This window comes from Magnetospirillum molischianum DSM 120 (assembly GCF_000294655.1).
Classification (GTDB): Bacteria; Pseudomonadota; Alphaproteobacteria; order Rhodospirillales; family Magnetospirillaceae; genus Phaeospirillum; species Phaeospirillum molischianum.
Map to the genome: position 1 here is coordinate 1 of NZ_CAHP01000021.1, position 12,768 is coordinate 12,768.

The 12,768-nt window shown below is 60.9% G+C and carries 8 protein-coding genes and 1 rRNA gene; 4 read left to right on the forward strand and 5 right to left on the reverse strand.

The annotated features are described in order from the left end of the window. Positions 1-625, reverse strand: a 16S ribosomal RNA gene (locus PHAMO_RS08995); the annotation flags it as partial. Between the two features lie 641 nt (positions 626-1,266). On the opposite strand from PHAMO_RS08995, the gene PHAMO_RS09000 reads away from it, so the two are divergent. Next, entirely contained in the window at positions 1,267-2,649 is a 1,383-nt protein-coding gene (locus PHAMO_RS09000; RefSeq protein WP_002728610.1) for a M23 family metallopeptidase, read from the forward strand. A 136-nt stretch (positions 2,650-2,785) separates the two neighbouring features. Then, positions 2,786-6,148, forward strand: a complete 3,363-nt coding sequence (locus PHAMO_RS09005; protein WP_002728611.1) for a PAS domain S-box protein — start codon at positions 2,786-2,788, stop codon at positions 6,146-6,148. On the opposite strand, the gene PHAMO_RS09010 is transcribed toward PHAMO_RS09005, so the two are convergent. Both PHAMO_RS09010 and PHAMO_RS09015 read right to left on the reverse strand, forming a co-directional pair. Beyond that, the gene (locus PHAMO_RS09010) at positions 6,090-7,424 is read right to left on the reverse strand and encodes an ATP-binding protein (protein ID WP_002728612.1); all 1,335 of its coding nucleotides are present in this window, start codon (positions 7,422-7,424) and stop codon (positions 6,090-6,092) included. The two genes, PHAMO_RS09005 and PHAMO_RS09010, sit on opposite strands and share 59 nt — an antisense overlap. Positions 7,425-7,502: 78 nt before the next feature. Continuing rightward, positions 7,503-8,189 carry a response regulator gene (locus PHAMO_RS09015; RefSeq protein WP_002728616.1) on the reverse strand — a complete coding sequence of 229 codons (687 nt, stop codon included), beginning with the start codon at positions 8,187-8,189 and terminating at the stop codon, positions 7,503-7,505. A 487-nt stretch (positions 8,190-8,676) separates the two neighbouring features. On the opposite strand from PHAMO_RS09015, the gene PHAMO_RS09020 reads away from it, so the two are divergent. Then, positions 8,677-10,383, forward strand: a complete 1,707-nt coding sequence (locus PHAMO_RS09020) for a methyl-accepting chemotaxis protein (protein WP_040566593.1) — start codon at positions 8,677-8,679, stop codon at positions 10,381-10,383. Positions 10,384-10,500: 117 nt separating this feature from the next. On the opposite strand, the gene PHAMO_RS18990 is transcribed toward PHAMO_RS09020, so the two are convergent. Then, on the reverse strand, positions 10,501-10,734 hold the full coding sequence (locus tag PHAMO_RS18990; RefSeq protein ID WP_002728618.1) for a TraR/DksA C4-type zinc finger protein: 234 nt from the start codon (positions 10,732-10,734) through the stop codon (positions 10,501-10,503). Positions 10,735-11,100: 366 nt separating this feature from the next. Between PHAMO_RS18990 and PHAMO_RS19410 the strand changes: the two genes are divergently transcribed. Then, positions 11,101-11,238, forward strand: a complete 138-nt coding sequence (locus tag PHAMO_RS19410) for a hypothetical protein (RefSeq protein WP_002728622.1) — start codon at positions 11,101-11,103, stop codon at positions 11,236-11,238. 199 nt (positions 11,239-11,437) lie between these two features. On the opposite strand, the gene PHAMO_RS09025 is transcribed toward PHAMO_RS19410, so the two are convergent. Continuing rightward, positions 11,438-12,637 carry a hypothetical protein gene (locus tag PHAMO_RS09025; protein WP_002728623.1) on the reverse strand — a complete coding sequence of 400 codons (1,200 nt, stop codon included), beginning with the start codon at positions 12,635-12,637 and terminating at the stop codon, positions 11,438-11,440. Positions 12,638-12,768: the final 131 nt, after the last annotated feature.

The window sequence follows — 12,768 nt, forward strand, 5'->3', positions numbered from 1 at the left end:
TCGGAATTCCCCTACCCTCTCCGTGATTCTAGCAACCCAGTATCAAAAGCAGTTCCCGGGTTGAGCCCAGGGCTTTCACTTCTGACTTGGATCGCCGCCTGCGTGCGCTTTACGCCCAGTAATTCCGAACAACGCTTGCCCCCTTCGTATTACCGCGGCTGCTGGCACGAAGTTAGCCGGGGCTTCTTCTACGGGTACCGTCATCATCGTCCCCGTCGAAAGAGCTTTACAACCCTAAGGCCTTCATCACTCACGCGGCATGGCTGGATCAGGCTTGCGCCCATTGTCCAATATTCCCCACTGCTGCCTCCCGTAGGAGTCTGGGCCGTGTCTCAGTCCCAGTGTGGCTGATCATCCTCTCAGACCAGCTACCGATCGTCGCCTTGGTGAGCTTTTACCTCACCAACTAGCTAATCGGACGCGGGCTAATCTCTCGGCGATAAATCTTTCCCCCTAAGGGCGTATGCGGTATTAGCGTCAGTTTCCCGACGTTATTCCCCACCGAGAGGTATATTCCCACGTGTTACTCACCCGTGCGCCACTAAGGCCGAAGCCTTCGTTCGACTTGCATGTGTTAAGCCTGCCGCCAGCGTTCGTTCTGAGCCAGGATCAAACTCTCAAGTTGACTTCCGTGCCCAAGGCACGGAACAGAGCTCGTCCAAAGCAATTTACATCACGCATTTGCAAGATGCACTAGACTTTGGCCGGTTCCGGTCTTTCCAGACCCGGCGCCGCCTGCGCATCCCTTCCTGTCTCTTCACTTGTCAAACAGCAGGAAGTCGTTCCCAACTTCCGTCCCGCTTCACCGCGGGCCCCACCGCAGCGGGGAGGCCGGTTTATAATCGGCCCGGCCGGCCGTGTCAATCTCTTTTTTTCGCTTCGCGGCGATTTCCGTTTTCGGTCTTCGCCGCCGCTTCAGAACCTTTCGGTCCGTCGCAGCGAGGGGCGGTTTCTATCCCGACCAGATCATCGTGTCAACTGCTTTTTTTCTGCCTCGCGGCACAACCAGTCAACCCGCCGACCCCCGCCGCTTCAAACCAAATCGGTTCGTCCCGGCGAGGCGCGCTTTCTAAGCCCATCAAACATAACCGTCAACCTAAATTCGACGGCGATGTGCATTTTTCCGACATTATATGATTTTCAGCCGATTTCCGTGCGTCCATAGCACAGTCAAGCGGAAAATCGGGCCATTTAGGGTTGCCTTGTAGGCTATGGGGCTGCGATAACCCGCCACAGTTCTATAAACGGCAAAAGCGATCCCATCCCTTGGCCGGCCATGTCACTGCCAAACTGAAACGCAGCCTAAAGGCTTTCGCGGTTGTCGGGCTGGTGGGGGCTGTCGCGGTTTTCCTGGCCCGTCCGTTTGTTCCGTTCGTTCCGTTCGGTAATGACAGCGGCCCTTTGGACACCACGCCCCCCGCCTATATCGATCTCGAAGCCGAGGACCGCGCCCCATCCACCCCCGAGAGCGGCGACGGCGAGCTTGAAGATATCGCGCACCGCCCGGTCGAGTCGGTGTTGCAGATCGGTTCGGGCGAGATGCTGACCGAACTGCTGTCCCGAGCCGGGATTGCCAGCGGAGAGGCAGCCCAGGCGGCTGAGGCTATATTTACCCGGATCGATCCGCGTACACTTAAAGCAGGGCAGAAGGTCACCATCACCTTCGCCCCCTCTCCTTATGGCTTTGGCCGCGGCCCCTTCCGTCAGGTCAGTCTAGCCGCCGACCCGGTGCGCGACGTCGCCGCTCGTTGGACCGGCTCGGACTTCGAGTCCGTCGAGACGCGGCGTCAGGTTACCCGCCAGGTGGCCCATTATTCGGGCACGATCAAATCGAGCCTCTATGAATCGGCGGGCAATGCTGGCGTTCCGGTGCCGGTTATCCTGGCGATGATCAAGACCCTCAGCTATGACGTGGACTTTCAGCGCGACATCCAGCCCGGTGATACGTTCGACGTCCTGTTCGAGGGCTGGTACGACACCAAGGGCAAGCTGGTGCGCGCGGGCGATCTTCTTCATGCCGGTCTCGAACTGTCTGGAACCCAGATCAGCCTGTATCGCTATGAGGATCCCCAGGGCCAAAGCGACTATTTCACCGCCAACGGCGAGAACGTAAAGAAGGCGCTGCTAAAGACCCCGGTTGACGGCGCAAAGATCACCTCGGGCTTTGGAATGCGCAACCACCCGATCCTTGGCTACAGCAAGATGCATAAAGGGATCGATTTCGGCGTCCCCCCCGGCACCCCGATTCAGGCGGCTGGTGACGGTAGCGTCGAAATGGCGGGACCGTTCGGAGCTTATGGCAATTACGTCCGCCTACGCCATGGAAACGGCTATGGCACCGCCTATGCCCATATGAGCCGCATCGCTCAGGGCATCCATACCGGCCGCCATGTATCTCAGGGGCAGATCATCGGCTATGTCGGTTCGACCGGCCGCGCCACCGGCCCCCACCTCCATTACGAGCTATTGGTCGGGAATACCCAGGTCAACCCGATGAGCATCAAGGTTCCGACCGGCATCCGCCTTGCCGGGCGCGAGCTTGAACGCTATCTGAGCCATCGCCGCCAGATGGATCAGTTGATGTCGTCGATTCCATCGGCCACTCATATCGGAGTCGGTGCGGCACGCCTGGGCCGCCTGGGAAACTAACGAGCCCCCTTCAATAGAAAGATCGCTCTCGCTGGCGCCGCAATTCGGCCGGGACTATTCTGCGCCGTGGCCGATGTCACGACCGGACGGCGACACGCTCCCGATCCCGGAATCTTCTCGCGGAGAGTTGAGATCGATGAGTTTCCCCTGGCGCCCGGTTCTGGGACGAATTCTGGTGGCGGCGATCGGTATCGAGGTCTTGATACTGGCCCTGGCCGTCGGCAACGACATACGCCAAACAGAGACAAGGTTGTTGCGCCAGATCGAGGACGACGCCGCACTGCTGACTCCTGTTCTTAGCTCCGCCATCGCCGCACCGCTCCGTCTGCACGATGTCGGCATGCTGCGGGCCGTGCTCGATGAAAGCCGCACCGCCCGCGCGATGCTCTATCTGGTCGTCCTGGATCGCCACGGGGAGATTGTCGCGTCGAGCGGTTGGCCAGAGGCGATGCCACTTCCACCGGCCTCCCCGTCTTTGGTGCTGACCGGACTCGCCGATCAGCGTCGCTACGACGTCGTTCGTGACATCGTTGGTTCCGATGGAACATTGGGACGGCTTCATTTCGGCCTCGACCTTCTTCCGGTAATCGAGGCCCGGCAGGAAATGCTGGAGCAGGGTGTAGCGCTGACGATCATCGGCGGCGCCCTGACGGCGCTGGTTCTGGGGCTGATCGGACTATGGCTGGGCCGTCGTCCTTTGTCCGTGCCCCCCCCGACCGAAGGCGGCGGCGAACCGCCCCGCCACAACGCACTCGAAGCACGGCGCATAGCGGAATCCCGCACGGAGATGCTGGAAAAAAAACTCGGCCGTCTATCGCTGAATATAAGACGGCTAAGGCTGGCCCAAACCTTCGCCAACATCGCCTCGTGGGAATTCGATATCCGGTCTCGTGACATCCACCATTCCGAACGGCTGCCCATGCTGCTGGGGCTGGGGATCGGTGAGACGAAGATCACGTATGACGTCTTCGTCCGGGCGTTGCATCCCGACGACCGCGCCACGGCACTACGAGCCTTCAGCCGGGCGATGCGTGAAAAGCGGCCCTATGAAGTCGAACACCGCGTCGTTCTGGCCGATGGCAGCGAGCGCTGGCTATACGAACAAGGTGCCGTGGTCTGCGACCGCAATGGCCGCCCCGCCCGGATGCTGGGGATAACCCAGGATATCCATCGGCGCAAAATGGCGGAGGAAAGCCTGCGCAAGCTCTCGGTCGCGGTCGAGCAAAGCCCGGCTTCGGTCCTGATCACCGATCCGGGTGGTGCCATTGAATACGCGAATGCCACCCTGCTGCGGACCTATGGGTACCGACTGGATGAAATGATCGGGCAGACCCCGCGCCTCTTCAAATCCGACGACAAGCCACTCGCGACATACAAGGCGCTGTGGAACACCATTCTGTCAGGCGAGACCTGGCATGGCGAATTCCATAACAGACGCAAGAACGGCTCATTGGTCTGGGTCGCCGCCTCGATCGCGCCGGTCAAAAATCAGGACGGACGGATCACCCACTTCCTGTGCCTGTCCGAAGATATCGGAGCCCGCAAGGCCGCCGAACTCGAAGCCGAGGAAAACCGCCGCCGCCTCGACGAGGCGCAGAGTCTGGCCGGACTGGGAAGCTGGGACTACGACCCCACCAGCGGCATCCTCAGTTGGTCCGAGACCACGTTCACGATCTTCGGACACAATCCCGCGACTTTCACCCCCAGTCTCGGCGCCTTCTTCGCGGCAATCCACCCGGACGACCGGGCGATATTCGAGGATACACACCGCCGCCGCGATTTTTCCAACAACGAAGAATTGCTGATCCGCATTGTCCGCCCCGATGGCGAAGTCCGCCATGTCCTGGCCCGCACCCGGCTTGTTTCCGAACCGGATGGGCGCGCTGATCGATTGGTCGGCACCATCCTTGATGTCACGGAGCGGGAGAAGGCCAACGCCAATCGCGACCTGTTCCGCCGCCTTGTCGATGACGCCGGACAAGCGATTCGAATCTCCGAACCAAACGGACGCATCATGTTCGTCAACAAGGCGTTCCTGTCTCTGACCGGATTCACTCGCGAAGCGGTCGAAGGTCGGACCTATACCGATTTCATCGCCGCCCCCGAAGCCGAAGCCGCCGCCGACGTCGCCCGCGCCTATGCCGAGAGACGCAGTTGGTCTGGATTGCTCGACATTCGCCGGGCCGATGGAACCGAGTTCACGTCTCTATGTAATGTCGGAGTGGTGCTCGACGCACGCGGACGGGCTCAGTACCTGTTCACGATCTTCAGCGACTACACCACCGAGATCGAGCGGGAGCGCGAATTATGCAACGCCCGCGATGCCGCCGAAGCCGCCAGTCAGGCTAAGTCCGCTTTCCTTGCCAATATGAGCCACGAATTACGGACGCCGATGAACGCCATTCTCGGCTTCTCTCAATTCCTCGATATGGACCCCAACCTGTCCGATTCCCATCGAGACAGCGTCATGACGATTTATAAAGCAGGCCGTCACCTGCTTGACCTTATCAACGAGATTCTTGATCTCGCCCGTATCGAGGCCGGACGGATCGATCTGTCGATCGAGAGCGTCCCAGTAGAGCCGGTGCTGCGCGACTGCCTCGACCTGATCGCGCCGCTGGCGCAGGAGCGCGGCATCGCCATCATCCTCACCTCGCCCGGACCGGGGCTGATCGCCCGCGCCGACCCCCTGCGCTTGAAGCAGGTGTTGGTGAACCTACTGTCCAACGCGATCAAGTATAACCGCCCCAACGGCACCGTCCGGTTAATCGCCCGCCGGAGCGGACCCGAAACTTTGCAGATCGATGTCGCCGATACGGGCCAGGGCATCGCCCCCGAGCGGCTTGCCGAGTTGTTCATCCCGTTCAACCGGCTGGGCGCCGAATATACCGATACCGAGGGCACCGGCATCGGCCTTGCTCTAACCCGCCGTATCGTCGAGGCGATGAGCGGCACGGTCGGCGTTGAAAGCGAACCAGGCCGGGGCAGCGTATTCTGGACAGAATTGCGCGCGGAACCTGCCCGCGCCGACTCGACCGAAACCGTGCCGACACCGGAGGCTAACCTCCACGACGAGAGCCAGATTACCGCCACCGTGCTGTATATTGACGACGATCCGGTCAATCTGAAGCTGATCGAACAGGTCTTCTCGACCCTGGCCCAGTTGCGCCTGATCACCGCACCCGCGCCGGGACTGGGGCTTGACCTCGCCCGCCTGCGCCGACCCGACCTGATCCTGCTCGATATCAACCTGCCCGGAATGGACGGGCATGAGGTTTTGGCCCGGCTGCGCGCCGATCCGCTAACCCGTGCGATCCCCGTGGCGGCGGTCACTGCGCTGGCGATGGCTCGTGACATCGAGCGTGGCCGCGAGGCGGGCTTCGACGCTTATCTGACGAAGCCAATCGATATCCCGCTGCTGCTGGAAACTGTCCGCGCCCTTATAACGGCAGACGAAGCCGGACCCGCAGACCGCCCAGCGGCGATTCCTCCAGCTTGATCTCGCCACCATGAGCACGAACGATATCGCGAGCGATGCTCAACCCCAATCCGACACCACCGCCAGCAGCGGCGCGCGGAGAGTCGAGCCGGGTAAAGGGACGGAACATGTCGTCGCGGCATTCGGGCGGGATACCGGGACCGTCATCATCGACTAAAATCTCGGCGGCACCCTGGCGGCGACCGACCCGGAGCCAGACATGGCCTCCCACACGACCATGGCGAATAGCGTTTCCGATCAGGTTGGCCAACACTCGGCTGAGTGCGACCGGACGGAGCGGCATGGTCAGATCGCCCTCGCTGTGCAGATCGATGACGGCCCCCTGGCGGCGGAAACGCCCGGCGACGTCCTCGACCAAAGCCGGCACGTCGGTTTCGACCGGAACCTCGGTCCCTTCGCCACGAGCAAAGGCCAGATATCCCTCGATCATCCGCTCCATCTCGGCCAGATCCTCATCCAGATCGGCACGGCCATCGAATTCACCCATCATCGCCAGTTGCAGCTTCATCCGCGTCAATGGCGTGCGTAAATCGTGCGATACCCCGGCCAGCATCTCGGTCCGCTGTTGAATCTGGCGTTGTATCCGCTCGCGCATCAGGTTGAACGCCTGGGCGGCCTGACGGACCTCGGTAGCGCCTTCGGGCTTGAAGGCAACGACGTCCAGACCTTTGCCGAAGCGGTCGGCGGCAACCGCCAGTTTGCGAACACTGCGAACCTGATTGCGCATGAACACCGTGGCGATACCGAACAGCAGCATCGCCGTTCCCAGCATCCACAGGATGAAGACATAGGTAGTCGAGGTGAACAGGCGCTTCTTGGGGGCATAGACCTCCAGAAGTCCATCGGAAAGCTGGACCAGGATCACGACTTCGCGCTCCAGCGCGTCGGTGTCGATCCGATAAGGACGTTGGACCCGCTCCCGCATCGCTTCTTCCATCGCCCGTTCGAGAAAGCTGGTCGGTTTGGACGAGGGCAGGTTCGGCAGAATGCCAGCGGCGGTAAAACGGATATCCAAATCCATTTTCTCGGCGGCAATCGACAGCACAATCCGACGGGATTCGGGATCGGGAAAGGCCCGGATCGATTCGATCACCGCACCAATGTCCCCAGCCAGCCCTTTCGCCAGCCGCCGAGCCACCGTTTCCCAATGGCTGGCGTAAAAGACATAGGCCGACACCAGTTGCAGCACGACCAGCGGCATGACGATGATCAGCAGAGACCGCCCCAGCAAACCGTGAGGCAGCGCCTCCTTCAACCAAATGCCGGGCCGCATCATCGCGTCTTTTCCTCTCTTTATATATAGAGGCCCTGTCATAGCGGCCAACCCTCGATTTGCCTCGTTGGCCGGTTGGTATCAGTCGGGCCGCAGCATATAGCCAGTACCGCGCACCGTCTGGAGATAACGGGGCAGACGCGGATCGTCCTCGATCTTCTTGCGCAGTCGGGTAACCTGGACATCGACGGCGCGGGGAGTGGCCGCGCTGCCGGTGCGCGCCGCCAGTTCGTCGCGTGACACGCCCTGCCCGGCTGTCTCGGCCAGCACCGCCAACAGATCGCGCTCGGCCTGAGTCAGGTGGACCGGCTGATCGCCCCGGCGCAGTTCGGCCCGTTCGATATCCCAGGTGAAAGGACCAAGCCGCAGAGTGGTGACGACAGGCTCGGCTTCGTCGCGAGGCGCGCGCCGCAGGATCGAACCGACCCGAAGCAGCAACTCACGCGGTTCGAACGGCTTTGACAAATAATCGTCGGCACCAGCTTCCAAGCCCCGGATGCGGTCGTCAACTTCGCCGCGCGCCGTCAGCAGCAGGATCGGCACCCGATCGCCGACCGCACGCAGGGAACGAGTCAGGCTCATCCCGTCCTCGCCCGGCATCATCACGTCAAGAACGATCAAGTCGAAGGCCAGCCCGGCCATCCGGGCACGAGCCTCGGCGGCATCGGCGGCGGTAACCACCAGATAGCCATTCTCTGTCAGATATTTTCCCAAAAGCTCGCGCAGGCGGCGGTCGTCATCGACCACCAGGACATGTCCGCCATCCATCGCCGTCAACCGCCTCCATTCACCGTCGGCCGCCAAGTAAAGCAGCCCTCATCGCTGTCCTGGATCACCCCCGGCAGCACCCGCACGAGACTTTGCTTGGTGAGACGCAGGATGTCGAGAAGATCGCTGACGGTGATGCGCTCGCCCCAGGATTAGCGTGATCGAAATGGCAAACCACGCCTGAGTCGATGGCCAAGGCCAGTGAATGCGTTCAGACCGGCACCGCCATCGAAGTCTCACCAGAGCGTGAAATCATCTAATCGATGTTCACGCCAGTGGATGTGATCCGTCGATTGAGTCATAACTAGGGAGAGCTTGTCCGCACCTGATGCTCCCGATCCGGTGCCCGCAGCTGATGCCAGAGCCATCCCCCCAGGCTTTGGCTCGCCGGTATTTCCTTTTCTCGCCGTTCGGAATAGAATTTTCGGGAAAATAACTATGGCGTTGCCTTGGGCCGTTCACCTGAGGCGGAAGGGGTGGAATCTTCGTGGCCAATATTTGGCGTAATCTTCGGCTTTCAAGCCGTTTCATGGTGATCGTCGGATTCGGCGTCGCCATTTTGATCGTTGGCATCGTGTTAACAATCGCACGATTCGAGTCTTCCGAGACTCAACGCGAATTACATATGCTATCGGCCAACGAGATGACCTCGCTTCATGCGTTGATCGTCAACGTCATGGCGAAACGGCCCGACGATTCCGAAAATATCGGCATCACCGTCTTCAACAATTGGTTCGACAGCCGCAACGTCCATTACCCCGGCAAGGTCTGGAGTGCCTGGGGCCCCAAGGTCGTTGCCTATATGAAGGATGTCGAACCCAACCGCGCCCCCAAATTGCCGCGCGATTCCGTCGATCGGGAAGCGTTCGAAACCAAGGTTCCGGTGGGACGCTTTGTCGATGGTTTCTACCGCTATTCTTTTCCGATTGTCCTCGGCGTCACCGATGGCGCCAATCAGGAAGTCTGTCACTCCTGTCACGGCGGCATGGGAATCGTTGATGGCGAAGTGATCGCGGTCCTGTCCAGTTCGCTCTCCACCGCCGATTCCGATGCTCGTCTGCGTCAAATCCTGATCTGGCTGGTTCTGGGCGGTATCGCCGCTACCGTCGTCGCCGTGATCGGGGTGCGCTGGATTCTCAACAGCATCATCGCCAACCCGATCGAGGATATGACCTCGAGGATGAATACTCTGGCCAAGGGCGACGTCTCGATCAAGATTCCCGCCTTGGACCGTCTCGACGAAGTAGGCGACATCGCCCGCGCCGTCCAGGTGTTCAAGGACAACGCCATCGCCAAGCAGCAGATGGAGGAGGACGCCCAGAAACTGGCCCGCGCCCGCGAAGAACGGATGCGGCGTCTGGAAACCCTGATCGCCAATTTCGACAAAGCCGTCACTGCCGTTCTCGATTCCGTATCGAACGCGGCACAACGAATGACCGCCTCGGCCCGAGGCATGGTGGCATCGGCCGACCGTGCCCTAAGCAGCGCCAACGCCGCCGCCGGTCAGGCGATCGACGCCAATCAGAATGTTCGGATGGTCGCCTCGGCCGCCGAGGAATTGTCTGCCTCTATCCGCGAGATCGCCCAGCAAGTCGGCATGTCAAACAAGGTCGCCGCCTCGGCGACCCAGGAGGCTGGCGACGTCAATGGACGGGTCCAAGGGCTGGCCGGCGCAGCCGAAAAAATCGGCGAGATCATCGAGATGATCACCGGAATCGCCGAACAGACCAACCTGTTGGCGCTCAACGCCACCGTCGAGGCCGCCCGCGCCGGAGAAGCCGGAAAGGGCTTTGCCGTCGTCGCTTCCGAAGTCAAGAACCTCGCCCGCCAGACCGTCGGCGCCACCGAGGACATCTCGGCTCAGGTCACCACGATCCAACAGGAAACCGACAAAACCGTCCGCGCCATCCGCGGCATCACCACCACGATCTCCTCAATGGACGGCATCACCACCACCATCGCCGCCGCCATCGAGGAACAGGGAGCAGCCACCCAGGAAATCGCCCGCAACATCGATCATGCCGCCTCGGGAACAAATTTCGTTTCCGAAACAATCGGCGCGGTGTCGCAAACGATCCACGAAACCGACCGCGCCGCCAAAGACGTCCTGGATGCAGTCGAGGCACTGCAACGCCAATCGACCGTCCTGCGGGCCGAGGTTGACCGCTTCCTCGCCTCGATCACCGAGGTCTGACCTCAACATTCGAAGCTGATTGTCAGACACGACGACCGCCGCCGGGACAGCCCGGCGGCGGTTTTTTTTGGTTGTCGTCTTTGAGTGGCTGCCCCCGGATAAGACCGTCCCCAGCGATCAGTCCAGTGGGCCGCACCGGCGACGGCGGACGCGGCTGGCTTCTTCTTCTGCGGCGCATCCAGCACACAAACGAGCGTGGGGATTGGCGCGCAGGCGCTCGGGTTCGATCGTATCCTGACAGGATTGACAAACGCCGGATGATAGTGGCCCGGCCATCCGTCCCAGCACGGCTTTTAATGCCGCCCCGGTAAAAACCTCAGAGCGTTCGGTGGCGCAATCAATGTCGTCCAAGACAGGCCCTCCTCGTCACGCGGATAGCTCATTGTTGTCAGGTCGGACGCCCGGAATAAAATGAAGAGTTGATTGCGTTTTTTCAGAGAGACTGTCTCGCGTCTCACGTCGTCTTCTTTATAAGGGAGCATCCACGCTCTGACGGCACATCCCCAGCCACCCAACCCGGCCGCGGCATGGTGCCTTTGGCATCATCCATCCGCTTAAGGCACGATCCATTCGGATGTTCTTTCCATCGGGATCTACAACTTTTTTATTCTGTTTAATATCCGTTCATACGGCTACGGAACAGCGTTCATATCTTTAGTCTATATTACTTAACAGTTCAAAAGTATGCGGCCGGATGGCTAGCCAGGGGAGACGATCATGACCTTCAATCTCGCTCACTTCCGCGCCGAGTTCGCCCAGAAGATGGCCTGCATTTCCGCCTACATCTTGGAACTCGAAACCGTCTCCGCCGAGCTTCACAGCCGCGTCTCCGGCTTCAGCACCCGAGCCCTTTAAAGCGGCGCGGGCGGCTCTCCCCTACGGTGCCGATAACGGATCGCCCTCCCCTCCAGGCGATTACTCGGGTTGTTCCCCCCCGAAACCCGACCGTTACAAACACCGATCGCCGCCTCGCCCATGTGGCCCCTGACCGACACGGGACTCCCCCATCCCCATCGGTCAGGGTGCCCCCCTTCAAATCCCCTCATGCCTCGTCTTATCCGGTAATCGCGGCGGGAGCCGAACGCGAATTTCCCATCGCATCCAATGCCCGGACCAGTTCCGGATGAGCTTTTAGCAAGCTCTCTCCCTTGGCTTCGACACCGCCGACATAGGCCGTGGCAAGGACCGCTTTATAAACCCGGCTCATCTCGTCCAAGGTCGGCGGCGGCGGCGGCAGAAGATCGAGGCGTTCACCCAGCTTTCGCACGGCATAGCCACGCCCCTCATGGCAGAAATCCTGTTTGAAGCGCTGTTCGCCCAACGTGACGAACGCAACCATCAAGAACACGGTGAAACGGCGGATATCGTTTCCCAGAACCGGCAACAACGCCCGGATCACTTCGGAATGAACGGCGGAGACCTGGGCAACGACACGGCGGATGCTGTCGCTCTCGGCATCCGGGAACAAACGCGCGAGGTGCATCTGCTGCACCACTCGCCACAGAATTTCGGCGTCGATAGCGTCGCGCCCCTGGAGCAGCAGACGGCGGGCATTGTCGAGCAACAGCGGTGGACGACCATCGCGGGGGGTAACCCCCGGTGCCGACAAGGCGCGCAATTCCGCAACTTCGCGAACATCAAGCAGACGGGCGCCGAGATCGGCAACCAAAGCAGGCGTCATCGGGGCGTAATGCGGGATCAGGGGAACCTGCCAATCGAAACGCAGATAGGATCTGATCGCACGATACAAGACATCAGACCGGGACGGCGCGCGCGGCGCGGTCTTTGCCACCGGAGCGCTGGCCAGTCCGAAGGCGATCGCCATACGCTTCAGCGCCGATGGCTGAGGGACCGGCGGCCCCATACGAACCCGCCCGTCCAGCCGCTGGCGAAAGTGTCGCCGCGCCGAAGCCCGCACCACCAGCGCGATGGCATCGCCCAGGCTTCGTCCGCACGACAGGATCGTCTGATCCGAGGTCACGGGTTGATGGTTGGCGTCGGTGACGATATCGCGAAACAGGTCGGGGCGAGAGCGGAACAGGCGGAGGCACTCGTCGAGCATCCGGGGATCGTTCATCACCACATCATAGGCGGAGCCACGCGGCAGGGAGCGCAGATTAGGAATCTCGCGCCACATCACCTCGATCACCTCGCCTTCAATCCCGGCTTTCACCGCCGCGATGGACGGATCGGAGGATTTCCCGAGCTCCAGTCCGCGACGAGAAGCAGCACCGGAGGCCGATCCCAGAACCATGACATCCTCCTGAACCCAAACCGACTCTATCGGGAACGGATTATCCGCTCATCTTTACTTACGGACAATAGAGATGTTGTAAGGCCTTACTAATATCGATCGCCCCGTATCGGCCGGTGTTATTTTATAAT

Excerpts from the sequence above, each read along its gene's own strand:
- PHAMO_RS19410 (WP_002728622.1), top strand. The coding sequence starts at position 11,101 with ATGACCTTCAATCTCGCTCACTTCCGCGCCGAGTTCGCCCAGAAGATG.
- PHAMO_RS09010 (WP_002728612.1), bottom strand. The coding sequence starts at position 7,424 with ATGATGCGGCCCGGCATTTGGTTGAAGGAGGCGCTGCCTCACGGTTTG.
- PHAMO_RS09005 (WP_002728611.1), top strand. The coding sequence starts at position 2,786 with ATGAGTTTCCCCTGGCGCCCGGTTCTGGGACGAATTCTGGTGGCGGCG.
- PHAMO_RS09025 (WP_002728623.1), bottom strand. The coding sequence starts at position 12,637 with ATGGTTCTGGGATCGGCCTCCGGTGCTGCTTCTCGTCGCGGACTGGAG.
- PHAMO_RS09015 (WP_002728616.1), bottom strand. The coding sequence starts at position 8,189 with ATGGATGGCGGACATGTCCTGGTGGTCGATGACGACCGCCGCCTGCGC.